General features: G+C 66.1%; 21 protein-coding genes (1 of these 21 cut by a window edge). 5 read left to right on the top strand and 16 right to left on the bottom strand.

Annotation, left to right across the window (positions count from 1 at the left end; all coding sequences use genetic code 11):
* Nucleotides 1-8 precede the first annotated feature (8 nt).
* From AYJ57_RS15955 to AYJ57_RS15945, 3 genes are all read right to left on the bottom strand, one after another.
* Nucleotides 9-437: a universal stress protein gene (locus tag AYJ57_RS15955; RefSeq protein WP_066108145.1), complete on the bottom strand. Its 429-nt coding sequence runs from the start codon at nucleotides 435-437 to the stop codon at nucleotides 9-11.
* An 11-nt stretch (nucleotides 438-448) separates the two neighbouring features.
* The gene (locus AYJ57_RS15950; protein ID WP_066108142.1) at nucleotides 449-3,085 is read right to left on the bottom strand and encodes a TRAP transporter permease; all 2,637 of its coding nucleotides are present in this window, start codon (nucleotides 3,083-3,085) and stop codon (nucleotides 449-451) included.
* 90 nt (nucleotides 3,086-3,175) lie between these two features.
* Nucleotides 3,176-4,147, bottom strand: a complete 972-nt coding sequence (locus tag AYJ57_RS15945) for a TAXI family TRAP transporter solute-binding subunit (RefSeq protein WP_066108140.1) — start codon at nucleotides 4,145-4,147, stop codon at nucleotides 3,176-3,178.
* A 229-nt stretch (nucleotides 4,148-4,376) separates the two neighbouring features.
* Between AYJ57_RS15945 and AYJ57_RS15940 the strand changes: the two genes are divergently transcribed.
* A complete protein-coding gene (locus tag AYJ57_RS15940; RefSeq protein ID WP_066108137.1) occupies nucleotides 4,377-5,165 on the top strand; it encodes a MurR/RpiR family transcriptional regulator in 789 nt (262 codons plus the stop codon).
* A 200-nt stretch (nucleotides 5,166-5,365) separates the two neighbouring features.
* Here AYJ57_RS15940 and AYJ57_RS15935 read toward each other — a convergent pair whose 3' ends face one another.
* The 8 genes from AYJ57_RS15935 to AYJ57_RS15900 all read right to left on the bottom strand — a co-directional run bounded on the left by AYJ57_RS15935 (nucleotide 5,366) and on the right by AYJ57_RS15900 (nucleotide 15,872).
* Entirely contained in the window at nucleotides 5,366-7,300 is a 1,935-nt protein-coding gene (locus AYJ57_RS15935; RefSeq protein WP_066108134.1) for a MacB family efflux pump subunit, read from the bottom strand.
* Between the two features lie 10 nt (nucleotides 7,301-7,310).
* Nucleotides 7,311-8,513 carry an efflux RND transporter periplasmic adaptor subunit gene (locus AYJ57_RS15930; protein WP_066108131.1) on the bottom strand — a complete coding sequence of 401 codons (1,203 nt, stop codon included), beginning with the start codon at nucleotides 8,511-8,513 and terminating at the stop codon, nucleotides 7,311-7,313.
* Between the two features lie 223 nt (nucleotides 8,514-8,736).
* Nucleotides 8,737-10,326, bottom strand: coding sequence for a gamma-glutamyltransferase (ggt, locus tag AYJ57_RS15925; protein ID WP_066108127.1), 1,590 nt, complete (start codon nucleotides 10,324-10,326; stop codon nucleotides 8,737-8,739).
* A 75-nt stretch (nucleotides 10,327-10,401) separates the two neighbouring features.
* Entirely contained in the window at nucleotides 10,402-11,418 is a 1,017-nt protein-coding gene (locus AYJ57_RS15920; protein ID WP_157374213.1) for an ABC transporter ATP-binding protein, read from the bottom strand.
* Nucleotides 11,415-12,395 (bottom strand): ABC transporter ATP-binding protein, encoded by a 981-nt coding sequence (locus tag AYJ57_RS15915; protein ID WP_237220254.1) that lies wholly within the window; start codon nucleotides 12,393-12,395, stop codon nucleotides 11,415-11,417. Before AYJ57_RS15915 ends, AYJ57_RS15920 begins: the two co-directional genes overlap by 4 nt.
* Nucleotides 12,392-13,315 (bottom strand): ABC transporter permease, encoded by a 924-nt coding sequence (locus AYJ57_RS15910; protein ID WP_066108125.1) that lies wholly within the window; start codon nucleotides 13,313-13,315, stop codon nucleotides 12,392-12,394. Before AYJ57_RS15910 ends, AYJ57_RS15915 begins: the two co-directional genes overlap by 4 nt.
* The gene (locus AYJ57_RS15905) at nucleotides 13,312-14,265 is read right to left on the bottom strand and encodes an ABC transporter permease (RefSeq protein ID WP_203595290.1); all 954 of its coding nucleotides are present in this window, start codon (nucleotides 14,263-14,265) and stop codon (nucleotides 13,312-13,314) included. Before AYJ57_RS15905 ends, AYJ57_RS15910 begins: the two co-directional genes overlap by 4 nt.
* Nucleotides 14,265-15,872, bottom strand: a complete 1,608-nt coding sequence (locus tag AYJ57_RS15900) for an ABC transporter substrate-binding protein (RefSeq protein WP_066108122.1) — start codon at nucleotides 15,870-15,872, stop codon at nucleotides 14,265-14,267. Before AYJ57_RS15900 ends, AYJ57_RS15905 begins: the two co-directional genes overlap by 1 nt.
* A 218-nt stretch (nucleotides 15,873-16,090) precedes the next feature.
* On the opposite strand from AYJ57_RS15900, the gene AYJ57_RS15895 reads away from it, so the two are divergent.
* From AYJ57_RS15895 to AYJ57_RS15880, 4 genes are all read left to right on the top strand, one after another.
* Entirely contained in the window at nucleotides 16,091-16,735 is a 645-nt protein-coding gene (locus AYJ57_RS15895) for a GntR family transcriptional regulator (RefSeq protein ID WP_083191323.1), read from the top strand.
* Nucleotides 16,736-16,811: 76 nt separating this feature from the next.
* Nucleotides 16,812-17,825 carry a methyltransferase gene (locus AYJ57_RS15890; RefSeq protein WP_066108116.1) on the top strand — a complete coding sequence of 338 codons (1,014 nt, stop codon included), beginning with the start codon at nucleotides 16,812-16,814 and terminating at the stop codon, nucleotides 17,823-17,825.
* Nucleotides 17,826-17,900: 75 nt separating this feature from the next.
* Nucleotides 17,901-18,500 (top strand): HupE/UreJ family protein, encoded by a 600-nt coding sequence (locus AYJ57_RS15885; protein WP_066108114.1) that lies wholly within the window; start codon nucleotides 17,901-17,903, stop codon nucleotides 18,498-18,500.
* Complete coding sequence (locus AYJ57_RS15880) at nucleotides 18,497-19,090, top strand: HupE/UreJ family protein (protein ID WP_066108111.1); 594 nt, start codon at nucleotides 18,497-18,499, stop codon at nucleotides 19,088-19,090. Before AYJ57_RS15885 ends, AYJ57_RS15880 begins: the two co-directional genes overlap by 4 nt.
* 20 nt (nucleotides 19,091-19,110) lie before the next feature.
* Here the strand turns inward: AYJ57_RS15880 and AYJ57_RS15875 are convergent, their stop codons facing one another.
* The 5 genes from AYJ57_RS15875 to AYJ57_RS15855 form a co-directional block, all read right to left on the bottom strand.
* On the bottom strand, nucleotides 19,111-19,530 hold the full coding sequence (locus tag AYJ57_RS15875) for a response regulator (RefSeq protein ID WP_237220253.1): 420 nt from the start codon (nucleotides 19,528-19,530) through the stop codon (nucleotides 19,111-19,113).
* Nucleotides 19,511-22,957, bottom strand: a complete 3,447-nt coding sequence (locus AYJ57_RS15870; protein WP_066108105.1) for a chemotaxis protein CheB — start codon at nucleotides 22,955-22,957, stop codon at nucleotides 19,511-19,513. The genes AYJ57_RS15875 and AYJ57_RS15870 overlap by 20 nt, the downstream gene beginning before the upstream one ends.
* A gap of 36 nt (nucleotides 22,958-22,993) precedes the next feature.
* Nucleotides 22,994-23,542, bottom strand: coding sequence for a PAS domain-containing protein (locus tag AYJ57_RS15865; RefSeq protein WP_066110390.1), 549 nt, complete (start codon nucleotides 23,540-23,542; stop codon nucleotides 22,994-22,996).
* Nucleotides 23,543-23,668: 126 nt separating this feature from the next.
* Nucleotides 23,669-24,499, bottom strand: a complete 831-nt coding sequence (locus AYJ57_RS15860; RefSeq protein ID WP_066108101.1) for an FAS1-like dehydratase domain-containing protein — start codon at nucleotides 24,497-24,499, stop codon at nucleotides 23,669-23,671.
* 165 nt (nucleotides 24,500-24,664) lie between these two features.
* Nucleotides 24,665-24,967: the final stretch of a class II aldolase/adducin family protein gene (locus AYJ57_RS15855; RefSeq protein ID WP_066108098.1), read on the bottom strand. It continues 432 nt past the right edge of the window; only the last 303 of its 735 coding nucleotides appear in the window; its start codon lies off the right edge, out of view — the gene reads right to left on this strand; it ends in the stop codon at nucleotides 24,665-24,667.

Below are 24,967 nucleotides of genomic sequence, written 5' to 3'. Positions count from 1 at the left end.
TTCTCCGATTATTCGCCGCGCACGACGAAGACAGATTGTTTGGCATGGCGGACCACCCGGGCGGCGTTCGGCCCCAGCAGGTAGTCCGCAAGTTCGGGGGTGTGCGAGGCCAGCACGATGGCATCGACCGAGAGCTTGTCGGCGGCGCGCAGGATCTCGTCGTAGATGCGCCCGTGCAGCACATGCGGATGCACGGTGACGCTATCGGGGACGTTCTCATTCACCCAAGTCTTCAGCTTTTCGCCGACCTCTTGCAGGGCGCCTTTCTCGAAGCCCTCCTTGAAGAAGCCGCTGACCACAGACATGCCGAAATCGGGCAGCACCGTCACCACATGCAGCACCACGCCCTCGCCGCCCAGTTGCAGCGCGGTGGGCAGCGCCTTGGTCCAACTGGTGGGGGCCGAGAGATCGACGGGCAGAAGGATCGTCTTATACATGGCTTCGCTCCTCAGAAGGCCGGCTTGGTCTGGCGACGGCGTTGCATCAGGATGACCAGCCCCAGCAGTAGCAGCGCGGGGATGTAGAAGATCTGTGCGGGCAGACGATCCTGCGGCACGAGAACCGAGGCGAGGGTGACCGGCGTGTCGGCGTAGAAGTCGAAGTTCGCCAGTTTCTCGGCGGTGGGCGTGCCGAACATCGGCTCGTCAAGCTTCACCACATCGCCCTCGGGGAAGAGCATCAGGCCGGAATTGTCGATCCGCTCCTGCGCGCTGTCGCCATGGGCGTCCATGACCAGCGTGGTCGAGGCGGTCTCGCCGGTGTTGAAGTCCGGCCCCGCGATTTCCAGCCGGATGCGGCTGCCTTCGGGCAGATCGGCCAGCACCTGCTCGAACTGCGCGGGGGGCACATTCTCGAACGGGCTCTGCACCCAGTTCAGCCAGACGTTGGGCACGAAGAGGGTGAAGGCGACCAAAAGCAGCGCCGCGCTTTCCCAAATGCGCGACCGGGCCAGGAAATAGCCCTGCGTCGCAGCGGCGAAGAGCAGCATGGCGAAGGTCGCCACCACGAAGACGAAGGCCGCGTGGAAGATGCCCGAGGCAGTGCCGAGGTCGACGCCATAGAGGATCAGCGTGGGGTTGAAGATGAACAGGAAGGGCAGCGCGACGGTCCGCAGCGAGTAGAAGAAGGCGGTAAAGCCGGTCTTGATCGGATCGCCTCCCGACACGGCGGCGGCGGCGAAGGAGGCAAGGCCCACGGGCGGCGTCACATCGGCCATGATGCCGAAGTAGAACACGAAGAGATGCGCCGCGATCAGCGGAACGATCAGCCCTTCTTGGGCGCCAAGCGAGACCACCACATTGGCCATCAGCGACGAGACCACGATGTAGTTGGCAGTGGTCGGCAGGCCCATTCCAAGGATCAGCGAGAAAAGCCCCACGAGGATCAGCATGATGATCAGGCTGCCGCCCGAAAGCTGCTCGACGAGGCCTGCAAGCTCGGTGCCGATGGGGGTCTTGGTGACGGTGGCGACGATGATGCCCGCCGCCGCCGTGGCGACGCCGATGCCGATCATGTTGCGTGCCCCGGCGATGAGCCCCTCAATCAGATCGCCAAAGCCCGCCTTGAACTCCGCCGCCAGATGCGCGCCTTCGCCGCGGAACACCGCCTTCAGCGGGCGCTGGGTGATAATGATCAGCAGCATCAGTGCGGTGGCGTAGAAGGCCGATTTCGCCGGGCTCTGACGTTCGACCATCAGGAACCACACCAGCACCACGATGGGCAGGATGTAGTGCAGGCCGGTGGCATAGACCTCGCCCACCGTGGGCAGCTTGATGTTGGGGTTGCTCGGATCGTCGACCTCGAGATCGGGGCGGCGTGCGGCGATGGCCACCAGCCAGAGGTAGAGCCCGGCCAGCACCAGCATCATGATCGGCCCGGCCAGCGCGGGCATCGCGCCCTTCAGCGCGCCGACGACGTAGATCAGCGCGGTGAACCCGGCACCGGCGACGGCAAAGCCGATGAAGAACTTGAGGATCATCCCGGCAAAGGATTTGGCCTCGCCAAGCGCGGGCATGTCCTTTTTCAGCGCCTCAAGATGCACGATGTAGACCAGCGCGATGTAAGAGATCACCGCCGGGATGAAGGCGTGTTTGATCACCTCGACGTAAGAGATGCCGATGAATTCGACCATCAGGAAGGCGGCGGCGCCCATCACCGGCGGCATGATCTGGCCATTGACCGAAGAGGCGACCTCGACCGAACCCGCCTGCTCGTTGGAAAAGCCGACGCGCTTCATCAGCGGGATGGTGAAGGTGCCGGTGGTCACCACGTTGGCGATCGACGAGCCCGAGATCAGGCCGGTCATCGCCGAGCCCACCACCGCGGCTTTGGCCGGGCCGCCGCGCAGGTGGCCAAGACCGGCAAAGGCCAGCTTGATGAAGTAGTTGCCCGCGCCCGCCTTATCGAGCAGCGAGCCGAACAGCACGAAGAGGAAGACGAAGGCGGTCGAAACGCCCAGCGGAATGCCAAAGACGCCCGCGGTGTCGAGCCATTGCGCGTTGATCAGTGCGGTGAACGACAGGCCCTCGTGCTCGATCAGTTCGGGGATCAGCCAGCCGGTGCCCATATAGGCGTACAGCAAGAACAGCGCGCCGACGATGGTCAGCGCCGGTCCCAGCGCGCGGCGGCTGGCTTCGAGCAGGATCAGCAGGCCGACCGCGCCGATGATCACCTGCAGCTGCGTCGGCAAGCCTGAGCGGGCGGTCATCGCGAGGTGGTCGGAGAAGAGAAACACGTAGAAGGCGCAGAAGCCGCCCACCGCCATCAGCAGCCAGTCGGTCAGCGGCACGCGGTCGCGCGGCGAGGACTTGAGCGCCGGATAGGCGAGGAAGGCCAGAAGAATGGCGAAGGTGAGGTGAATGGGCCGGGTCTGCGACGAGTTCAGCGCAGGCAGGATGTCGGCGAACCAAAGCTGCGGCTGCGCGATCCAAAGCTGGAACAGCGACCACGCCAGCGCCAGCCCGGCGATCAGCATCGCGACGTAGCGGTTGCTCGGTGCGCGCGCGCCACTGTCCGTGCTGGCAACGAGGTCCTGAAGCTCCTCGTCGCTGAACTGGCGTCCGCCCTGCTGTGGATTGTCGCTCATGCTGAGGCCCCTCTGATGCCGTCTTCCGGTAAGGCCCGGGCGCTGCTCTGAGCGCCCGGGCCGACTGTCTTTGCGAAAGCTGTGCCGATCTTACTCGATCAGGCCAGCTTCCTTGAAATAGCGCTCGGCACCTGCGTGCAGCGGCGCCGACAGACCGGCAGACGCCATTTCTTTGGGGTCGAGGTTGGCGAAGGCCGGGTGCAGGCCGCGGAACTGGTCGATGTTCTCGAACACGGCTTTCACCACTTCGTAGACCACATCTTCCGGAACGTCTTCGGAGCTGACGAAGGTCGCGCCGACACCGAAGGTGTGGGTGTCTTCGTCATTGCCGCGATACATGCCGCCGGGGATGGTGGCGGTGCGGTAGAAGGGGTTCTCGGAGACAAGCTCATCAACCGCTTCGCCCGACACTTCGACCAGCACCGAGTCGCACGCGGTGGTGGCTTCCTGGATCGAGCCCGACGGGTGGCCGACGGTGTAGACCATCGCGTCGATGTTGTTGTCGCAGAGCGCCTGCGACTGTTCAGCCGCCTGCAGCTCGGAGGCCACGGCGAAATCGTCCATCGTCCAGCCCAGCTTGCCCATCAGCACTTCCATCGTGCCGCGCTGGCCCGAGCCGGGGTTGCCGACGTTCACGCGTTTGCCCTTGAGGTCCTCAAAGGTCTCGATGCCCGCATCGGCGCGGGCGACCACGGTGAAGGGCTCGGGGTGCACCGAGAAAACCGCGCGCAGGCCTTCGAAGGCGCCGGTTTCCTCAAAGCGCGAAGTGCCGTTGTAGGCGTGGTACTGCCAGTCGGACTGGGCGACGCCGAATTCCAGCTCGCCGCCACGGATGGCGTTGATGTTGAACACCGAGCCGCCGGTCGACTCCACGCCGCAGCGGATGCCGTGCTCGGAGCGGCCACGGTTCACAAGACGGCAGATCGCGCCGCCGGTGGGGTAGTAGACGCCGGTGACGCCGCCGGTCCCGATCGAAATGAAGGTCTGGTCCTGCGCGGCGGCAGCGCCTGCGCCAAAGGCCGTTGCGGCAGCGACGAGGGCGCCGATCAGCGGTTTGGTCATGTTGAATGTCTCCCTGAGTTTGTCCGAGATTCGGATCTCACGTGTCAGTGAAACATTTCATTCCCCCCGGTCAAGCAAAACAAAACATTTGTATCGTTTTGCCAATACCGTTTACCTAGGACGGAATTCTGCCGGGTAAAGCCTTGGGGAGACTGCTCTGACAACGTCCCTATCCCTCGATGAACTTGCGGGCGCGCTGCGACGGCTCGGAGAGTCCGGCGCGCCGCGCGTGGCGGCCTTGGCCCGCTGGGCTGCGGAGCAACCCGAAGAGATCGCGCTGAACTCGGTGCGCGGGCTGGCCGACCGGTCCGGGGCGAATGCAAACACGGTTGTGCGCCTGTCGCAGGCGCTGGGATTTTCCGGCTATGAGGCCTGCCGCAACGCCTTTCAGGACGCGCTGCGCCGGGGCGGCGATCTTTATGGGCCTCGCGCCGGTGCGCTCTCGGGGCATGATGCCGCGTCGGTTCTGGATGCCATCCACGAGTCGGGTCATCGCAATCTCGACAGCGCCTTTACCGAGAAGAACTGCGCCGCGATCGAGGCGGCGGCCGCCCTGATGCTGAACGCGCGGCAGGTGCATGTCTTTGGGGTGCGCAGTTGCTACGCCATTGCCGACTATCTTGGTTATGTCGCCCGCATGGCCTTTGACAATATCGCGCCGCGCGCCTCCGCGCCCGGCGATATCCGCGACCGGATCGCGCTTGCGGGTCCGGCGGATGTGGTGCTGTCGATCTCCTTCCGGCACTACTCGGTCGAGACCATCGCTGCGCATGAGCTGGCGCTGCGGCAAGGCGCGCGGACCATCGCAATCACCGATACCACGGACAGTCCTCTGGCCCATGGCGCCGATGTGGTGCTGATGCCGCAGATGCATGGGCCGCAGCCGCTGCCGAGCATGCTGGGCAGTTTCGCCATGGCCGAGGCCATCGTGGCGGCGATGATCGTGCAGTCAGACGGGGCGCTCTCGCATATCACCCGCTTCGAGCAGGGCCTGCACGAGGCGGGGGCGTATCGGTAGGCTGACTGGGCCAGCGCGCAATCGCGACCGGAATCAAGGCGAAGCCGCCGGGCGAGCGCCTGCCCGCCCCGGAGGGCTGGCGCTTTGGGCATGAAGCACGACGCTCAAGTCTTGGACGGACTTGGCTGGGATAAAGCGCAGACCTCATCGTTTGCAGCGCCATCCCACGGGCAGGCGCCCGCCCGGCTCGCGTTCCGTCCTCACTCCCGCGCCAGCGCCACCACCGGGTCGAGCTTCGAGGCCGAGCGCGCGGGCAGATAGCCGAACACCACGCCGATCAGCGTTGCCGAGCCGAAGGCCGCCGCCACGGTCGCGCCGGAGTAGACCATCCGCATCGAGGGGGCCACGACGCCCATCAACGCGCCGAAGCCGAAGGCCAGAACCACCCCCAGTGCGCCGCCTATCAGGCACACCAGAACGGCCTCGATCAGGAACTGCGCGGTGATGTCCGACTGCCGCGCCCCCACCGCCTTGCGGATGCCGATCTCGCGCGTGCGCTCGGTGACCGAGACCAGCATGATGTTCATCACCCCGATGCCGCCGACGAAGAGCGAGATCAGCGCGATGGCCGAGATCAGCCATGTGAGCGTCTGCGAGGTGCTCTGGATCGTCTCGCGGATCGTGTCGGTGTTGGTCAGGAAGAAATCCACCGTGCCGTGGCGCTGGCTGAGGATCGCGGTGATCTCCTGCTCGGCCTGATCCATGTCGTAATCATCGACCACCTGCACCGAGATGGAATCCACCGTCTCGCCACCGGTGATCCGCGCCATGGCGGTGGTGTAGGGGGTGAAGACCTTGATCGACTGCGGGCCAAAGCTGGCTCCCGAGGCCTCGACCACGCCGATCACCTGCAGCGGCACGCGGCCGATCATCACGCGCTGGCCAAGCGGGCTTTCGGTGCCAAAGAAGGTCTCGGCGGCGTCGCTGTCGAGCACCGCCACCTGCGCGCGGGCCTTGAGGTCGGCCTCGGTGAATGTCGCGCCCTCGGTCACCGAGTAGGCGCCCAGTTGGAAATAGCCCGCCGAGACGCCCTTGACCGAGGCCGAGGCGCTGGTGCCCGCGTGGATCACCGTCGCGGTGGTCGACACCTCGGGCGAGACCGAGGCGGCGAAGGCGCGCCCGTCCAGCGCATCCGCATCGCCGCCGACCAGCGTGTCGACGCGGTTGGCGCGCCGGTCGCCGAAGCCGGTGCCGGGGCGGATGTCGATGGTCGAAGTGCCGATCGACGAGATATTCTCCAGCACCTTCTGCTGGCTGCCGTTGCCAAGCGCCACCACCGAGACCACCGAGGTGATGCCGATGATGATCCCGAGCATGGTCAGGAACGAGCGCAGCTTGTGCGAGGCCATGGACTTCAGCGCCATACGCGTCGCCTCGCGCAGCCGGTCGGCCAGCGCGCCAAGACCCGAAGCGGCGGGGTGATCCGTCTCCACGCGGGCCGGTGCATTGTGCGGGCGCTTGCGGGTGTCGGCGGTGATCTCGCCATCGGAGATCTCGATCACCCGGTCGGCGGCCTCGGCGATCTGCGGGTCGTGGGTGACGAGGATCACCGTGTGCCCCTCGGCATGAAGCTCGCGCAGAAGCGCCATCAGCTCGGCCCCCGAGGCGCTGTCGAGCGCGCCGGTGGGCTCGTCGGCAAGGATCACCGCGCCGCCGTTGATCAGCGCGCGCGCCACCGAGACCCGCTGCTGCTGGCCGCCCGAGAGAGCGCCGGGCTTGTTGCCAAGCCGCTCGCCAAGGCCCAGTCGGGTGAGCAGCGCCTTCGCCCGCTCGCGCCGTGCCTTGCGCGCCGCGCCGCGATAGACGGCGGGGATCTCGACGTTGCCCACCGCATCCAGTTCGGCCATCAGCTGATAACGCTGGAAGATGAAGCCGAAGTGGTCTCGGCGCAGCTCGGCCAGATCGAGATCGCTCAGTTGCTGCACATCGCGTCCGTCGAAACGGTAGCTGCCTGTGGTGGGTCGGTCGAGGCAGCCGAGGATGTTCATCAGCGTCGACTTGCCCGAGCCGGACTGGCCGATGATCGCGACCATCTCGCCCGCCTCGATGCAAAGGTCGATGCCGCGCAGCACGCGCACGGTCTGCTCGCCTGCGGTGAAGGACCGCTCGATATCGGAAAGCTCTATGAGTGCCATGACGTGCTCCTTACAGGCCCATCATCGGCGGCGGGCCGCCCCGGCCCCCCGGCCCGCGACCGCTGTCCTGCGCGCCGCTTGGCGGTGCGGGCGGGGCGGAAGAGATCACCTCATCCCCCGGCTCCAGCCCGGCGGTGACCTCGAACGAGGTGGCGCCTTTCAGCCCGACCTCGATCACCTGCCGTTTGGGGCGCCCGTCCGCGCCCAGCACGTCGAGCATGGTGCGCCCGTCGGGTCCGGCATTGGGCAGCAGCGCCAGCGGCAGGGTCGGCACATCCTCGGCGCGGCCAAGGAAGATCGTCACATCCGCCGACATGCCGATCCGCAGCAGACGATCGGCGTTCTCGACGGTAAAGCGGGCGTTGTAATAGATAGCGCTGTCGGTATCGATCTCGTCGTCATCCTCGATCGACGAGGGCGCCGGTTCGACAGAGGCCAGTTCCGCCCGATAGGTCAGATCCGGCGCGCCGAGCAGGGTGAACTCCACCTCTTGGCCCGGCTTCACGTTCACCACATCGGCCTCGGAGATCTCGGCCTTCACCTCCATCCGGTCAAGCTGCGCCAGTTTGACGATGGTCGGTGCCTCCTGAGAGGCGTTCACCGTGGTGCCCTCGCCGTTGACCACCGCCACCACGGTGCCATCGATCGGCGCGGTGATTTTGGTGCGCTCGAGATCAAGCTCGGCGGTCGACACCTCGATCTCGGCCCGCGCCTGCTGTGCGTTCAGCGATTGCAGGTTGGCCTTGTTCATCGCCAGCGTCGCCTCTGCGGCTTCGAGGTCCGATGTGGCCGACAGGCGCTTCGCGCTCAATCCCTGCTGACGTTCGAGGTCCAGTTCGGACTGACGGATCTCGGCCTGTTTGGCTTCGATCTCCGCCTCGATCTGCGCCAGATCGGCCTTGGCCTGCGCCACCGCGTTCTGTTGCTCCAGCGAGTCGATGCGCGCGATGAGATCGCCCTGCGCCACCTCGTCGCCGACCGAAACCGCCAGCTCCTCGATCAGCCCCGAGGTGCGGGCACCCACCGAAACGAGGTTCTCGGCCTCGATCAGCCCGGTGGCCAGCACGGTGCTTTCGACCGTGCCCGTGGAGACGGCGACGGTCTGCGGCGCGGTCTCGGCGGGGGCGGCGCTATGGTCCAGATAGGCCCAGCCCGCCCCTGCGCCAGCAAGGGCGAGCAGGGCGATGATCACGGCTGTTTTGCGCAAACTCATGGGCTGCTCCGAATTGCTTTCAGAGGGTTACACGGGGACCGCCGCGGCTTCCGTCGCAAAAACTTTGCCTTCAGAAACGCGTGCGGGGACCATGGAACGAAAAAAGGCGCCCGGTCTGCGGGCGCCTCGTAGACTGCAGTCTATTTATTGTCGGCAGAGGGGCGGTTCAATGGCCGCCCCCGCGCGCTTTGCGCATGGCTGCCCTGCGCCGCAGGGCAGGGGGTCAGAAGCCGAGCGCCATGCCGTCCTTGCGCGTGTCCGACCCGCCCGAGAGCAGCCCGGTCTCCTCGCTGATGCGGATCGCCTGACTGCCGCCGATGGGGCTGTCCATGACCTTGAGCTTGTGGCCGCGCGCCTCAAGCTCGGCGCGCGCCTCTTCGGACACGCTTGGCTCGATCTGCAACTCATCGCCGAAGGCGAAGCTGCGCGGCGCGTCCATCGCCGCCTGCAGGTCCAGCCCGAGGTCCAGAACGCCCGACAGGAAGGCCGCGTGGCCCGCCGCCTGATATTGCCCGCCCATCACGCCGAAGGGCATCACCGCCACGCCGTCCTTGCACAGCATGCCGGGGATGATCGTGTGCATCGGGCGCTTGTGCGGCGCGATGGCGTTCGGGTGCCCCTCGATCAGCCGGAAGGACGCGCCGCGCGAGTGGAACAGCACGCCGGTCTCGGGGTCGAGGCGGGTGGAGCCGAAGCCATGGAAAATCGAGTTGATGAAGGAGATCGCATTGCCCTCGGCATCGACCACCGACAGATAGATCGTGTCCTTGTGCTCGGGCTCGTCCCAGAGCGCAGGCGGCATGGCGCGGCCCATGTCGATGCGCGCGGCGAGCGTGTCGATGACCTCATCCGACAGCAGGGTTTCCACCACGCCCTCGCAATGCGCCGGATCGGCGATCAGCGCGTCGCGGTGGTGGTAGGCCAGCTTGGTGGCCTCGGCGTGCAGGTGGATGCGGTCGGCCTCGGACATCTCGGCGGCCATGTCGAATTTCGACAGGATGCGCAGGATCAGCAGCGCCGCGAGCCCCTGCCCGTTGGGCGGGCATTCGACCACGTCATAACCGCCGTAGGGGGCCGAGATCGGATCGGTCCAGAACGCCTGATCGGTGCCGTCGTGGAAATCCTGGGTCGTGTGCAGCCCACCCAGCGATTGCAGATGCGTCGCCATCTTCGCGGCGGTCTCGCCCTGATAGAAGCCCGCCGCGCCCTTCTCGGCGATCTCGCGCAGACGGTCCGCCAGCAGCGGCTGCGCGTGGCGCTCGCCCGCCACCGGGGCGCGCCCGCCGGGCAAGAAGACCTTGGCGGCGTGCTCGTCCTTGCCCACCAGTTCGGCATTCTCGGCCCAGTCCTGCGCCACCCGCGGCGTCACCGCATAGCCGTTTTCCGCATAGCCGATGGCCCGCTCGAAGAGCTTCGCCAGCAGCATAGAGCCGTGGTCCTCATGCAGGCGGCACCATGCCGAGATCGCGCCGGGGATGGTCACCGAATGCGGGCTGGTCTGGGGGATCTCATCGCCAAGTCCCGCGTCCTTCAGCGCCGCGACCGTGGCGGCGGCGGGCGCGCGGCCCGAGCCGTTCAGCGCCTTCACCGCGCCGCCCTTCGGCGCGTAGAGCGCAAAGCAATCGCCGCCGATGCCGGTCATCAGCGGATCCACCACGCATTGCACCGCGACGGCGGCGATGGCCGCATCGACCGCATTGCCACCCGCCGAGAGAACCTCGAGGCCAGCGGCGGTGGACAGCGGATGCGAGGTGGCGATCATCGCCTGCGAGGCCAGCGTGCTGGGGCGTCGGGCAGAAAAGAAGTCGAACATGCGTGGGTCGTCCTGTCGGTGATAAAAGGTGCCGAGTGTTTTTCCGTGAGTGATGGCGGTCTCGGCAGAGTCTCGTCAAGTGTCTGATGGGCTGAGCGGATGCAGGCAGGCCACCGCGCGACCGGTGCCGTAGCGTCCAAGCTGCGGGTCGCGGGCGCGGCAATCCTCGCGCGCCATGGGGCAGCGGGTCGAGAAACGGCAGCCCTTGGGCAGATCGAGCGGGCTGGGGATCTCGCCCGGCAGCGGCTCGGGCATCGGCTCGAAGAAGCGCGGCGCGGCACCGCGCAGCGCGGCGGCATAGGGATGCGCGGGGTTGTTCAACACGGCGTCCGTGGGGCCGGTCTCGACGATGCGGCCAAGGTACATGATGGCGATCTGCTCGCAGAGGTAGCTGGCGACGCCCAGATCATGGGTGATGAAGACCAGCGTCAGCCCCATCTCCTGCTGCAGCCTGCGCAGCAGCGTCAGAAGCTGCGCCTGGGTCGAGACATCCAGCCCCGAGACCGCCTCGTCGGCCACCAGCACCGAAGGCTCGGAGGCCAGCGCGCGGGCGATGGCGACGCGGCGCACCTGACCGCCCGAAAGCGCCGAGGGATAGCGTTTCGCCGCATCGGCGGGCAGGCCAACGCGCTGCAAAAGCTCGGCCACCCGCGCCTCTTCCTGCGCCTTCGGCACGATGCCGAAATGGCGCAAGGGCTCGGCGATCAGCGCGCCGATGGTCATCCGCGGATCGAGCGAGCCGCGCGCATCCTGATAGACCATGGCCACATCGCGGGCAAAGCCCGGCCCTTCGGCGCGCACCTCGCGGATCGGACGGCCATGGTAGAGCGCCCGCCCGCCGCTTGGCGCATCAAGCCCCAGCAACACGCGCAGCAGGGTGGACTTGCCCGAGCCGCTTTCGCCCACCAGCGCCAGCGACGCGCCCTTTTCGACGCTGAGCCGCACCCCGTCGAGCGCGCGCAGCCCCACTTTCTCGCGGGTGAAGCGGCGGCCCGGCGGGCGCACCTGAAAGACCTTCTCGACCTCAATGAGCTCGAAGACGGGCGCGGTGCGGGCCGGGGCGGTTTCGGCTTTGGCGGTATCGAGCATCATTCCGGGTTCCAGCAGGCAAAGAGATGGTCACGCGCGCCGCTGCGCGCCGGGTCGGCGGGGGTCAGCGGCGGCGCGTCTCCGGCGCATTTCGCCAGCGCCCGCGGGCAGCGGGTGGCAAAGCGGCATCCGGTGGGCATCTGGTCATGCGAGGGCACGGTGCCCTCGGGGGCCACCAGATCCTTGCGCCCGATCTCCAGCACGCAGCTTTCCAATTGGCGCGTGTAGGGGTGGCGGTGCCGTTTCAGCACCTCCTCGGCGGGGCCGGATTCCACGACCTGCCCGGCATAGAGCACCACGATCCGGTCGCAGGACTGGCTCGCCAGCGCCAGATCGTGCAGCACGAAGATACAGCTCGCGCCGCGTTCGCGGGTGAGCTGCAGGATCAGCCGGATGATCTGCGCCTGAATGGTCACATCGAGCGCCGATGTGGGCTCATCCGCCAGCAGAAGATCGGGGTTACAGGCCAGCGCGATGGCCACCATGACCCGCTGCTGCATGCCGCCCGAAAGCTGATGCGGGAAAGCCGAAAGCCGCGCCTCGGCGTCATTGATGCCGACTTGGGTGAAAAGTTCGATGGCACGGGTCCGCGCCTCGTGGCGCGAGAGGCCAAGGTTGCGGCGCAGCGTGGTGATCAGCTGCCGCCCCACCGTATAGGCCGGGTTGAGCGCCGCGCCCGCGTCCTGAAAGATCATCGACAGGCGCTGGCCGCGCAGCTTCACCATCTGGCGCGGCCGCAGCGACAGCAGATCGCCCGCGCCTTCGAATTCGGCGCTGCCCTCCACATCGGCCCCGTCCAGCAGTTGCATCAGCGCGGTGGCGATGGTGGATTTGCCCGCGCCGCTTTCGCCGACCAAGGCCAGCGTTTCACCCTTGGCGAGCGACAGGCTCACCCGATCGAGGATTTTCGCCGGACCGCGATACACCGTCAGATCCGAGACGCTCAGCAGCGCCTCGGCGTTTATTTGTTGCACCATCATGCGCCCCTCCGGCTCTTGGGGTCGTATTCTTCGCGGATGCCGTCGCCGACGATCGACAGCGCGATCAGCAGCAGTGCGAGCGCGAAGCCCGGCATCGCCGACATCCACGGCGCGAAGCTGACGAAATCGCGCCCTTCGGCGATCATCAGGCCCCAATCGGGGGTGGGGGGTGTCACGCCGATGCCGAGGAAGGACAGCGAGGACGACACAAGAATGGCCTCGGAGATGCGGATCGTCACCTGCACCGCCAGCGGAAAGATCACATTGGGCAGGATGTGGCGGCGGATCACCTGCAGCGAGGGGATCGACATGAGGTGCGCCGCCTCGACAAAGCCCTGCACTTTCACCTGCATGACGTCGGCGCGCACGGTGCGCGAGAACGGCCCGACCATGGAAAGCCCCACGGCGATCACCACTTTGTCGACGCCCTGCCCGAGAATGGCGATGAAGGCGACGGCGAGGATCAGCGAGGGCAGGGCGAGGATCGAGTCGATGAGCCGCATCAGCGCCCATTCCACCCAACCGCCCGACAGCCCGGCGGCAAGGCCGATCACCAGCCCACCGGCGGCGCCGATGAGCACCGAGAAGATGCCGATCACCAGCGCGTAGCGCGCGCCGTAGATGACCCGCGAGAGGATGTCCTGCCCATAGCTGTCGGTGCCCAGCGGATGCGCGCCGCTGGGCGGCTGCATCATCGCCTCCATCGACTGCATGACCGGATCATAGGGCGCGACGAAGGGCGCGAAGACGGCGGCCAGCACGTAGCCAAGTGCGACGATCAGCGCCACGGTGAAGAACGGGCGGCGCAGGAAGATCGAGCGCCGGGCGCGGCGCGCCTTGCCGGGGCTTCTGTGGCCGGGCTGCGGCCCGGCGGGCGGCAGCGTTGCGGGGGCCGGGGAATTGGTGGCCTCTGCGCTCATTTGCGGTCTCTCAGTCTTGGGTCAAGGATCGGGTAGGACAGGTCCACCAGCAGGTTGACCGCGATGAACAGGAAGGCGGTCATCATCACGCCTGCCTGCACCACCATGTATTCTCGCCCCAGCACCGCCGAGGTCAGCATCTGGCCGATGCCCGGCAGGTTGAACACGGTTTCGGTCAGCACGGTGCCCTGCAGCAGCGTGCCCAGTTGCAGCCCGAGGATGGTGACCAGCGGCATGGCGATATTGCGCACGCCATGCACCCAGATCACCCGCCAGCTTGGCTCGCCGCGCGCGCGGGCGGCGGCGATATAGGGCTGGTCGAGCACTTCGATCAGCGTGGCGCGGGTGAGGCGGGTGATCATCGCGATGAAATACGTCGACAGCGTCAGCCCCGGCAGGATCATGTGATAGATGCCGCCCCAGAAATCCTCCCACGGCGAGACATATCCCATCACCGGAAACAGCCCCAGTTTCACCCCGAAGAACCAGATCAACAGGATGCCAAGCAGGAACGACGGAAAGGCGGTGCCGGTCAGCGCAAACACCGCCGAGCCCGCGTCGAAGGCGGTGTCTTTCTTGACCGCCGACAGCACGCCAAGCGGCACCCCGATCAGCACCGCGAAGGCGAGCGAGAAGCTCGCCAGCGTCAGCGTCACCGGCAGCGCCTCTTTGAAGGCATAGGTGAAGATGTCGGTGCGGGCGACAAAGGAGGTGCCCCAGTCGCCCGACACGAAGTTTACCGCCCAATCGGCGTATTGGGCCAGAAAGGGCCGGTCCAGACCCATTTCGGCGGTGAGCGACTCATAGGCCTCTTGCGAGTATTCCGAGCCGAGCATGATCTGCACCGGGTCGCCCGGCGCCAGCTTCAGAAGTCCGAAGGTGGCCACCGAGACGATGAACAGCACGACGAGCGTCTGCCCGATCTTTCCGAGAGTCTGGACCAGTATCATCAGGCGAGGCTGACCGTATGCAGGTTCACGAGGTCGGCGGGGATGTAGTTGAAGCCCTGCACCTTGTCCGAGAACACCTTGTAGATCGGCATATGCGCCATGATCGCGATCGGCGCCTCATCCATCAGCAGGTCTTCTGCCGAATGGTAGAGCTTGGCGCGCTCTTCGGTTTCAAGGATCACCTGCGCCTGCTTGCACAGGTCGTCGAAGTCGGTGTTGACCCAGCCGCAGAAGTTCCACGCCCCGTCCGATTTGAACTCGGGGTAGATGGTCTCGTCGGGGTCGAGGTCGGCCACCCATTCGAAATCGTAAAGGTCGAAGTCGCCCTCGTTGCGGCGCTTGACCCATGCGGCGGGTTCGATCAGCTCGAGGTTCACCTTGATGCCGATCTCGGCCAGCATCGGTGCCACGGTCTGTGCCACGCGGGTGCCCACCGGGCCACGCTCGGCCATCATGTAAGTGACCTCGATCTCGTCCTGATTTTCCGCCATGGCGCGGAATTCCTTGGCCTTCTCGAGGTCGAACCACTGGCCGCGGCCCGAGGTCGCGATGTCGGGATCGAAGAAGCCGGTCATCGGCGGCGAGATCGGGGTATAGGCCTGCTGGGCACGCCCGAAATAGGCCTGTTTCACCAGTTTCTCGCGGTCCAGCGCCCAAGCGACGGCGCGGCGCAGATTGATGTCGGTGAACGGGCCTTTCTTGCAGTTCATACCGACGAACGTGTAGTTGCCTTCGATCTCACCGTAGAGCGTCGCCTTGGGGAAGGCGTCGACCTGATCCACCAGCTGCATCGGGCAATCGGTCATGCCGTCGATCTGGCCCGACATCAGCGCGGCCAGCGCGGTCGAAGCCTCGTTCATCAGCACGAAGGTGACGCGCTCGAGCTTGGGCAGGCCTTCCTCGAAATACTCGGTGTTGGCCTCCAGTTCGATGGCGTCATTCTCGCGCCACGAGACGAATTTGAACGGGCCGGTGCCGACCGGGTTGCGGCCATAGTCGGTGCCGTATTTCTGCGCGGCGGCGGGGCTGACGATGGTGCCGGCGCGGCCGGTCGAGCCGTTCAGCGCAACGGGCAGGAACGCATAGGGCTGCGAGAAGTGCAGCTTCACGGTCAGATCGTCGACGACCTCGATCTCTTCGAGCAGTTCCAGCTTCCACGCGTGCGGCGATTTCGGCTCGCCTTCCTTGACGCGCAGCAGCGAGAATTTCACCGCTTCGGCGTCGCAGGGGGTGCCGTCGTGGAATTTCACGCCCTCGCGCAGCTTGAACACATGGGTTTTGTCGTCTTCGAGATCCCAGGTCTCGGCCAGATCGGGCTCAAAGGTCACCTGCTCGCCGTCATAGGCGATCTTCAGCAGGCCGTTGTGGATGTTGTTGATGATCTGGATCGCCGACAGGAAGCCGGTGAAATGCGGATCAAGCGTGTCGATCACCTTGACCGAGGCGATCTTCAGATGGCCGCTCTGCTGCGCGCGCGCGATGGCCGGGAAGCTGCCGGCGCTGGTGGCGGCGACGATGCCGGCCCCGAGACCCTTGAGGACCGCCCGGCGGCCGAAGCGGGCCGAGAGGCGCTCGGCGAGCACTTTCTTGTGGTCGACTTGCGTCATGTCTTGTCTCTCCTGTTGGCATGATCTCCTCCCTTGTACGGACGAGTGCAAAGGGCCGAATCTGCCCGGTTCCCCCGGTTTTCTTGGCGTTCAGCCCAAATGGACGGCATTTTTTCTGTTTCCTCCGGTACCGACCTGTCGTCACGTGATTTCAGGTTGCGGGCACATGTATACATAAACAAGATAAAAGTGTTCATTTTAGCGAAGGCGCGCGGCGGATGATTATTCGGACAGCAGAAAGCATTTTCGACACGCTTGTGGACCGGATCGTTGCGGGCCGGATGCAGCCCGGTGAGCCGCTGGCCGAGCAGGCCTTGGCCGAACAATTCGGTGTCTCGCGCACCCCGGTCCGTGAGGCGCTGCACCGGCTCGAGCAGGCCAACCTCGCCGAGCGCGGCGCGCGGCGCGCCTTCGTGGTCCGCCAGATGAAGGCCAGCGATCTGGCCGAGCTCTTCGAGGCGGTGGGCGAGGTGGAAAGCGTTCTGGCCGCGCTCGCGGCGCATCGGATGACCGAGATCGAGCGTCAGCACATGCAGGCCATTCTCGAAGAGGGTAAAAACTGCGGCGACGATGCCGAGCGCTACAGTGCGATCAACGCGCGCTTCCATGCCACGCTCAAGACCGGCGCGCGCAACGCCGCGCTTTCGTCGGTTCTGGATGAGCTCAATCTGCGCACGCAGGCGTGGCGGACGGCGAACTTCCATGTGGACACCTCGCGGCTGGGCAGCTCGCGCGCCGAGCATGATTCCATCGCCCAAGCGATCCTCGCGCAGGATGCCGAGGCCGCGCGCGGGCTGATGCGCAGCCATGTGGCGGCCTCTTATATCGTGCTCGCCGACATCCTCTCGCGCCGCGACCTCTAAGCACGCTTTCCGGCTTTTCCTGTCTTTCGAGGGCCCCGCTTGCTACGTCTTGAGGGTCAACGGAGAGGGAGACCGCATGACATTGCTCAGCGAAGCACACGAGATTTCCGACATCGCCTTCGGCTTCATGGGATCAAAGGCGCTGTTTGCCGCGCTGGAGTTTGGCCTGTTCGACGCATTGGCCGAGGGGCCGCGCAGCGCCGAGGAGATCGGCGCCGCCTGCGATCTGCATCCCGAACGCGCGCGCACGCTGCTCACTGCGCTGACCGGGCTGGGGGTGGTGTCGGTCGAAGGAGGCCGCTTTGCCAATTCCCCCGCCGCCGCCGCTTTTCTGGTGAAGGGCGAGAAATATGATTTCAGCGACTACCTGCGCCTTCAGGTTGGGCGCCAGATGTACCCGTTGATGAGCCAGCTTGAAGCGGCGCTGAAGGACGATCTGCCCGAGGGCGCCACCGGGTCTTACGCACAATGGTTTTCTGATCCCGAAGAGGCGCGGCTCTATTCCGACAGCCAGCACGCGGGCTCGCTGGGTCCGGCGGGCGTTCTGGCAAGGCGGCTCGATCTGTCGAATGCGCGGCGGATGCTGGACGTGGGCGGCGGCACCGGGGCCTTCTCGATCACCTTCTGCAAAGCCTTCCCGCAGCTGCAGTCGACCATCGTCGATTTCCCCAATGTCGTCGCCGTCGGGCGCGAGAAGGTGGCGGAGGCGGGCCTTGAGGCGCGCATCACCTATAAGGAAGCCGATGCCACCAACCTCGACTGGCCAGAGGGGCAGGACGTCGTGCTGATGTCTTATCTTCTGTCGGGCGTGCCCGCCGCAGCCCATGCGCCGCTTTTCGAGGCCGCTTTCCGTGCTCTGCGTCCGGGCGGGCTGCTGCTGGTGCATGACTTTGTGGTGCGCGGCGACCGGAGCGGGCCGCATCTCACCGCGCTTTGGCAGTTGCAGCACACCGCCTTCACGCCGCAGGCCGCCTCGCTCGACGCTTCGGGTCTGTCTTCGGCGCTTGGGCAGGCCGGGTTCGCCGAGGTCACGGTCGGGCCAATGATCCCAGAGATGACGATGCTCGCCCAAGCGCAGAAGCCAGAGTAAATCGCTCGCCTTTCGCTTTTGTGCGTGGCACTCTTCGCCGGGTCCGGCTATTTCGGGCGAGAAAGGATTTTTGCCATGCATTCCAGACAGATTGCCGCCGCTGCGGCGAGCTTCACCCTGATCACTCTGATCTCCGCCGCGCCCGCGCTGGCGCATGCCGGGGATGTTGCCGCGGGCGGGTTCATCACCGGCTTCCTGCATCCGATATTTGGCTGGGATCACGTCATCGCCATGGTTGCCGTGGGCCTGTGGGGCGCGTTCCTCGGTCAGCCCGCGATCTGGCTGCTGCCGGTGACCTTCCCGCTGGTCATGGCGTTTGGCGGTATGCTGGGCGCCACCGGCGTGCCGCTGCCGGGGATCGAGATCGGCATCGCCGCCTCGGGCGTGGTGATCGGCCTCGCGGTGCTCTTCGCCGCCCGCCCGCCGCTGACGGTGGCGGCAATCGTCGTGGCGGTCTTTGCGATCTTCCACGGCCACGCCCATGGCGCCGAGATGCCTGGCGCGGTGCATCCGCTGGCCTATGCGGGCGGTTTCGTGATCGGCACCGGGCTGCTGCACCTTGCCGGGATCGCCTTCGGGATGCTCACCCGCACCAAGCTGGGCACGCTGGCCGTGCGCGGCGCTGGCGGGGTAATCGCGGCCTTCGGTGCGGTGTTTCTGGTCGGCGCGCTGTGAGCATCGGCACCGCGGCGCGGCGTGCGCTGCTGGCAGCGCCGCTTCTGGCGTTGCCGGGCGCGGCCTCGGCGCATAACGCGTTCGGGGACCTGGGGCCGTTCTACGCGGGGCTGCTGCATCCGCTGATGGCGCCCGAACAGACGCTGCTGCTGGCCGCGCTGGCGATCTTTCTGGCGCGCCAGCCGATTGCCAATGTGCGCATCGCCCTGCCGGTCCTGCTACTAGCCTCGGCGGCGGCAATAATCCTGCATCCGCTTTGGCCCGCAACAAGCCTGCCGCTGCGCGTCACCGCGCTGTCGGCGCTGCTGCTGGGGGCGCTGGCGCTCTGGGGCGCGGCGCTGCCGCGGGCTCTGGTGGCTGTGCTGGCGGCGGCCACAGGGGCGCTCGCGGGTCTTGCCGGGGACCCGGCGGGTCTCTCGCAACAAGGCCTGCTATCCGGTCTGGGCGGGCTCTTGGGGATCGCCGCCTTCAGCCTGCTGGTCTGGGGAATTGCCGATATCGCTCAGGCGAAGCTGGGCCGTGTCGCCGGAGCGGTGCTGGCCTCTTGGGTGGTCGCGATGAGCGCCATGGCGGCGGTGCTGCCCGCCTAAAGCGCCATCCGCAAGCGCCGTTAGCTGGTGGCGCCGCAGGTCGACCCCGTCATCGCCGCCTTGGTCAGCGCCATCTGCAGGCCTGCCGGGTTGATCGGCTTGAGGCTGCAGCGCGCCTGCGGATAGCGCGCGGCGATCTCTTCTTCGTTGACGTGCCCGGACTGGAACACCAGGCCAACGCCCAACTCCTGCAGCCGGTCTGCCAGCGGATAGACCTCGCCATCCTTCAGCCGCACGTCGAGCAGCGCAACATCAGGGCGCAGCCCCTCTATGGCGGCGAACCCCTGTGCCACGCTGGGGAAGGGGCCGATCACCTCATAGCCAAAATCCTCGAGGAGCATCTGCAGATCCATCGCGACGATCACCTCGTCCTCGCAGATCATCACCTTGCCTTTAGCCGGGCCCTTAGCCGAGGTCGTCTCACCGCTCATCGGGGACATAGCGCAGCACCATCCTTCGTTCGTGATCACCGTATTCGACAGAGACCGTTCCGTTCAGCTGCACGGCCGAAAGTTGGACCAGCGTCGAGCCGAAGCCCTCGGCTCCGTTGTCAGGTTCAACACGCGCTTCGTGGATTTCGTTCCATATCAATTCGACGGTTCCGCCGTCCTGTGTCCAATTCACCTCAAGTCGGCCCGGAGAATGCCCAAAGACTCCGTATTTCGACGCGTTGGTCGACCACTCGTGCAGCAGCAGCGAGAGCGAGGTCAGCTCATGATTGGCCACGGGCACCGCCGGACCGGAAATCGTCACCTCGGCGTCGCCCTGATAGGGCTCGATCGAGGCGCGGACCGCATCCTCTAGGCTGAAGTGACGGGCGCGCGGCGAGCGCTGCGTCAGGTCATGCGACCGCGCCAGAGCGTTGATCCGCGTCTGCACGCCATCGACCAGACCGGGGATCGACTCGGCCCGGCGCCCGGCCATGCGCACCATGCTCGAGATGATCGAGAACATGTTCTTCACGCGGTGGTTCATCTCGCGCAGCATCATCTCGCGCACGTCTTTGGCGTCCTGCTCTTCGGTCACGTCGAAGAGCACGCCCAGCACCCGCTCGGCGCTTTGGGTCGCGATGCGCCGTCCGACCACTTGGATAGAGCGCGCGTGCGGCCCGTCCGAGGCCAGCTTGGCGATCACGTCGATGACCTCGCCGCCGGTCAGCGCGTTCTGCAGGGCACCGGCGACGGCGTCGCGCTGCCCCGGCTCCACCAAGTGCAGGAACTGCTCCACCGACAGTTGCTGCGCGTCGATGCCCAGCATCCGCCTGCCACTGTCGTCGAGCGCAAGCGTGCCCGCCTTGGGATCGCACTCCCAGACCGCAAGGCCCGAGACGTCGAGCGCCAGCCGCAGGCGTTCGCCCTCATGCTTCAGCGCCGCCTCAAGCCGCAGCGAGTCGGTCACTTCGGTGAAAACCAGCGTCGCGCCGTTCAGATCGCCATCGCGGCTGCGATAGGGCGTGATGACCAGCGACCACGTGCGGCTGTCCGCCCGGTCGTTGACCCGCATATGGCGCACGTCGCCGTCGCGCATCACCTCGCCGATGGCGGTCAGCACCTCTTCGTTCTGGCGCAGCGTACTGGTGACTTCGGTCAGCGGGCGGCCCCGGTCGGTGCCGCGGAACGGATAGATCGACTGGATCGCATCGGTGAAATTGCGGATCGCCATGCGCTGATCGACCACCACCAGCGGCAGCGCTGTCGACACGAAGAAGTTGGTCAGGTCGGCATTGGCCACCGAAAGCTCGTCGACCTTGCTCTTGAGCTCGTCGTTGACCGTCGAAAGCTCTTCGTTGGTCGACTGAAGCTCCTCGTTCATCGACATCATTTCTTCGTTGGAGCTTTTCAGCTCCTCGTTCGCGGTCTCCAGTTCCTCCACCGTGGTGTGCAGCCGGGCGCGGGTGTCGCGCAGCTCGTGCTCTAGGCTCTGCACATGGCTGTCGGTGGGGTCGAGCTCTTCAAACTCGTCGTCGTCCAGCGCCTCGAAGCGGTCGCGGTCGCGGAACACCAGAAGGATCGTGCCATCCTCCAGCGGGTCGGCGATCAGGTCAAACGACTGCTGGCCGAACTCCGACCGCGCCGAAAGATCGCGCGAAATGGTGCGCTTCTTGCCGCGCGCCACCTGCCGCAGGATCGCCGAAAGCGCCTCGCGCACGCCCGCGCGTGCCAGCGAGGGGGCGAAATTGTCGCTGTCCTGTCCGGGCGTGACCTCGAGATATTTGCCCAGCTTGCCGGTCGAGCGCAGAATCTCGCCGCGCGGCGTCACGCGCAGCGTCGCCGGCGCATAGGCCGAGAGGATCCGCTCGGCGACATCGCTCTGGCCCCAATCGAGGCGGGTCGGCGGCTCGGAATCGGTTTCCGCGTGGCGGCGGCCCGAGCTTTGGGTGCGCTGCGGGCTGCGCAGATGCAGCGGATATTCCGGCCTGCTGTTGTTGCGCTGAAAGATCCGCGCGCTCTGATCCAGCGGCTTGAAGATATGGTCATAGCGCCCGACGGTCTCGGACGGGCCAAGGAACAGCGTCGCGCCGGGCTTCAGCGCGTAATGGAAGATCGGCAGCGCCGAGGACTGCAGCGTGTCGCCGAAGTAGATCAGCAGGTTGCGGCAGGACAGCAGGTCGATGTTCGAAAACGGCGGATCGCGCACGATGGAATGCACCGAGAAACGGATCATGTCGCGGATCTTGGCCGAGATGCGGAACCGCCCGTCGAGCGCGATCGTGTAACTGTCGCGCATCGCTTCGGGGATGTCGGCCAGCGCCGCCTGCGGATAGGTCGCCTCGCGCGCGATCCGCAGCATCTGCTCGTCGATGTCGGTGGCGAAAAGCTGGATATTGACCGTGCGCTGCTGTTGCCGCGCCTCGTCGGCGAACATCATCGCGATGGTATAGGCTTCCTCGCCGCTGGAGCAGCCTGGCACCCAGATGCGGATCTCGTCATCGCTGCCCGCATCCCGGATCAGCGGCTTCACCGCCGTCTCGCGCAGCCGGTCGAAATGCGCCGGGTCGCGGAAGAAACGGGTGACGTTGATCAGCAGCTCGCGGAACAGAACCTCGCACTCGCGCGAGTCTGCCCGCACCCGCTTGAGATAGGCGCTGGCGTCGGGCAGGTCGAGCACCTGAATGCGCCGCTGCACCCGGCGGATCAGCGTCGACTTCTTGTAGCCCGAGAAGTCATGCCCGACGAAGTTGCGCACCACCGAGCAGATGTCTTCCAGATGCGCCTCGACGGTGTTCGCCAGCTGCCGGTCGGCGGTATCGACAAGCGTATGCGAATAAAACTGCTCGATCGCCTCGACGATCTGGTCGGGACGGCGCACAAAATCCACCAGACCGGTGTTCTGCGCCGAGGTCGGCATGCCGTCATATTTCGCGGTGCCCGGCTCCTGCACGAGGCACAGCCCGCCATGCTCTTTGATCGCCCGCAGCCCGGCGCTGCCGTCCGCCCCGGTGCCCGACAGGATCACGCAGGCGGCAAAGCGCCCCTGATCCACCGCGAGGCTCTCAAAGAAATCGTCGATCGGCCGCCGCAGCCCGCGCGGCTGCGCGAACTCGGTCAGGTTCAGCACGCCATCCGTCACCGACAGCCCATGCCCCGGCGGGATGATATAGACATTGCCCACCTCGATCTTCTCGCCGCCCGAGGCCTGCCGCACACGCAGCTCGGTATGGCGCGCCAGAAGCTCGGCCAGCAGGCTTTCGTGGTTCGGATCGAGGTGCTGGATCACCACATAGGCCAGATTGCTCTCGGCCCGCGCCTCCGCCAGCATCTCGCGGATCGCTTCGAGCCCGCCTGCGGACGCGCCGATGCCGACAATGCAGAGGCGCTCGCGCTCTTCGCGGGTCATCTCGCCCTGCTGGAGATCCTTGTCTTTCATCTGGGGTCCGCTCGCTGCCTGTTCGCGCCTGCCGTCTCAGCGCTCGTCTTCGTCGAGTGACAGCTTTGCCATCATCGCGATCGAGTCCGCAATCAATTGTGCCGAGCCCACCATCGCCAGCCCGAACTCGCGCCCGATCTGCTCCACATCGCTCAGAACGCGGCGCAGCGTCTCATCATTCTGCGCCAGCCCCGAGCGGCGCAGTGCCGTCGTCATGTCGAACTGCGAGGCCAGAATAAAGCGCGGCTTGCGCTCCGCGCCAAGCAGCCGCGTCATGAAGACGAAGTTGAGAAAGCTGCTGCCGTCCTTGCGATAATTCAGGATCGGAAAGCGGCCATTGTCCGGGCCCTCGCCATGCACGAAATCATGCAGCGGCTGACGCATCTCTTCGCTGGTGTCCGGGCCCTGCAAGAAGCGGCAGTTGTGTCCGACCACCTCTTCATTGCTGTAACCGGTCAGTTTGCAGAAAGCGTCATTTACCAAGATGAGCGGCGCGTCGTCTTCGGTCTGGGACACCGCAAGCGCGATGTTGGACTTTAGAATATAGTCGCGAAGCGACGTGGGCAGGGTCTCTGGGGCTGTCATCTCGGCGTAAGGCTGAAGGTGGACACATTGCAGAAGATGCATCGGAGCACGCGCAAGGCAAGGACGATGAGCGATAATCATGCCCCGCCGCTGCCTGCGGCACGATAATGCATCACGCACCGCCGCCTACCACACGGCTTCGGCATGCATCGCCAGCGGCCCATCCTCGGCAGCGGTCCACAGGCCCAGCCCGTCGCCCTCGGCGCAGGCGTTGAGCGAGAAGGCATGGGTGTCGAAGATCGGCGCAAGGCTGCGGAAGCTGAAGCGCGCGGGCACCGCGCCGCGCAAATCGGCAGCGAATTGCGCCAGCAGCGTGGCCTGCAGCGGGCCGTGCACGATCAGCCCCGGATAGCCCTCTTCGCCACTCGCATAGGGGGTATCATAATGTATGCGGTGGCCGTTGAAGCTCAGCGCCGAGTAGCGGAACAGCAGAACCGGATCGGGCGGCAGCATCCGCCGCGCGGCCCCGGCGGGCGCGGGCGGCAGGGCAGGGGGCTCGGCCCCACCGGCCTCGCGATAGACGATGTCCTGCCGCTCGGTGAGCAGCCGGCGCGGGCCCGCGCTGATATGATGGGTGACGGTCACGAAACACAGCACACCGCTGCGCCCATGTTTCAGGGTCACATCTTCGATCACCGAGCGGCGGGTGATCGTCTCGCCGATGCGCGGTGCGTCATGAAACTCAAAAGCGCCGCCTGCCCACATGCGGCGGGGCAGGGGCACCGGTGGCAGAAAGCCTCCGCGCGCCGGATGCCCGTCCGGGCCAAGCTGCGCGCCGGGCACGGCGGGCTGACACAGACACAGGTGAATGAGCAGCGGCGCCTCGGCCCCGTCCTCGAGCGGGCCTTCACGGTCGAAGGTCGCGTTGAACCGCTGCACCTGAGCCGCGGTGAGAAGTTCGGACTGGCGCTCTTCGCGCCCGATCCAGTCGCGCAGATGATCGAGGTCTAGGGTCATGCGCGCGATAGGATACCCGCGCGGCGCCGCTGTCCAGCGTCATCACCCGGCCTCATCATCCTGCGGCAAGAATGTCCCGAAGGGCGCAATGGCGGGCGCGGGGCAGATTGGCCCCACGCCATATCACATGTACCGGGTCTTGGTCCCCTGTCTCAGGCCCAATAGTTAGGCGCGGTAGTCGGCGCCGATGCCCTCGATCGAGCGCAGATGCGCCTGCCACTCAAGCTCGAGATCGCCGTCATCCTCGTTCATCTGCACAGTCTGCTGATAGACCCGCGCGGCAATCGCATCCTCCACCAGCCGCAGCGGCTGGCCGCTGGAGGTGGCGGCGATCTGAATCTCGCACGAGCGTTCCAGATAGAACATGTTGTTGAACATCTCGGCGGCGCTGCGGCCCGTAGCGATGAGCCCGTGGTTGCGCAGCATCAGCACCGGATGGTCGCCAAGGTCCGCGACGATGCGCTCGCG

The organism is Salipiger sp. CCB-MM3, assembly GCF_001687105.1.
In the GTDB taxonomy this organism is placed as follows: Bacteria; Pseudomonadota; Alphaproteobacteria; order Rhodobacterales; family Rhodobacteraceae; genus Salipiger.
Note: the sequence above shows the minus strand (reverse complement) of the source record. Positions and strands in the feature narration are given on the sequence as shown.

Bases quoted from the DNA above. Each gene is read 5' to 3' on its own strand.
- AYJ57_RS15955 (WP_066108145.1), bottom strand. From the start codon at position 437: ATGTATAAGACGATCCTTCTGCCCGTCGATCTCTCGGCCCCCACCAGT.
- AYJ57_RS15950 (WP_066108142.1), bottom strand. From the start codon at position 3,085: ATGAGCGACAATCCACAGCAGGGCGGACGCCAGTTCAGCGACGAGGAG.
- AYJ57_RS15945 (WP_066108140.1), bottom strand. From the start codon at position 4,147: ATGACCAAACCGCTGATCGGCGCCCTCGTCGCTGCCGCAACGGCCTTT.
- AYJ57_RS15935 (WP_066108134.1), bottom strand. From the start codon at position 7,300: ATGGCACTCATAGAGCTTTCCGATATCGAGCGGTCCTTCACCGCAGGC.
- AYJ57_RS15930 (WP_066108131.1), bottom strand. From the start codon at position 8,513: ATGAGTTTGCGCAAAACAGCCGTGATCATCGCCCTGCTCGCCCTTGCT.
- ggt (WP_066108127.1), bottom strand. From the start codon at position 10,326: ATGTTCGACTTCTTTTCTGCCCGACGCCCCAGCACGCTGGCCTCGCAG.
- AYJ57_RS15920 (WP_157374213.1), bottom strand. From the start codon at position 11,418: ATGATGCTCGATACCGCCAAAGCCGAAACCGCCCCGGCCCGCACCGCG.
- AYJ57_RS15915 (WP_237220254.1), bottom strand. From the start codon at position 12,395: ATGATGGTGCAACAAATAAACGCCGAGGCGCTGCTGAGCGTCTCGGAT.
- AYJ57_RS15910 (WP_066108125.1), bottom strand. From the start codon at position 13,315: ATGAGCGCAGAGGCCACCAATTCCCCGGCCCCCGCAACGCTGCCGCCC.
- AYJ57_RS15905 (WP_203595290.1), bottom strand. From the start codon at position 14,265: ATGATACTGGTCCAGACTCTCGGAAAGATCGGGCAGACGCTCGTCGTG.
- AYJ57_RS15900 (WP_066108122.1), bottom strand. From the start codon at position 15,872: ATGACGCAAGTCGACCACAAGAAAGTGCTCGCCGAGCGCCTCTCGGCC.
- AYJ57_RS15895 (WP_083191323.1), top strand. From the start codon at position 16,091: ATGATTATTCGGACAGCAGAAAGCATTTTCGACACGCTTGTGGACCGG.
- AYJ57_RS15890 (WP_066108116.1), top strand. From the start codon at position 16,812: ATGACATTGCTCAGCGAAGCACACGAGATTTCCGACATCGCCTTCGGC.
- AYJ57_RS15885 (WP_066108114.1), top strand. From the start codon at position 17,901: ATGCATTCCAGACAGATTGCCGCCGCTGCGGCGAGCTTCACCCTGATC.
- AYJ57_RS15875 (WP_237220253.1), bottom strand. From the start codon at position 19,530: ATGTCCCCGATGAGCGGTGAGACGACCTCGGCTAAGGGCCCGGCTAAA.
- AYJ57_RS15870 (WP_066108105.1), bottom strand. From the start codon at position 22,957: ATGAAAGACAAGGATCTCCAGCAGGGCGAGATGACCCGCGAAGAGCGC.
- AYJ57_RS15865 (WP_066110390.1), bottom strand. From the start codon at position 23,542: ATGACAGCCCCAGAGACCCTGCCCACGTCGCTTCGCGACTATATTCTA.
- AYJ57_RS15860 (WP_066108101.1), bottom strand. From the start codon at position 24,499: ATGACCCTAGACCTCGATCATCTGCGCGACTGGATCGGGCGCGAAGAG.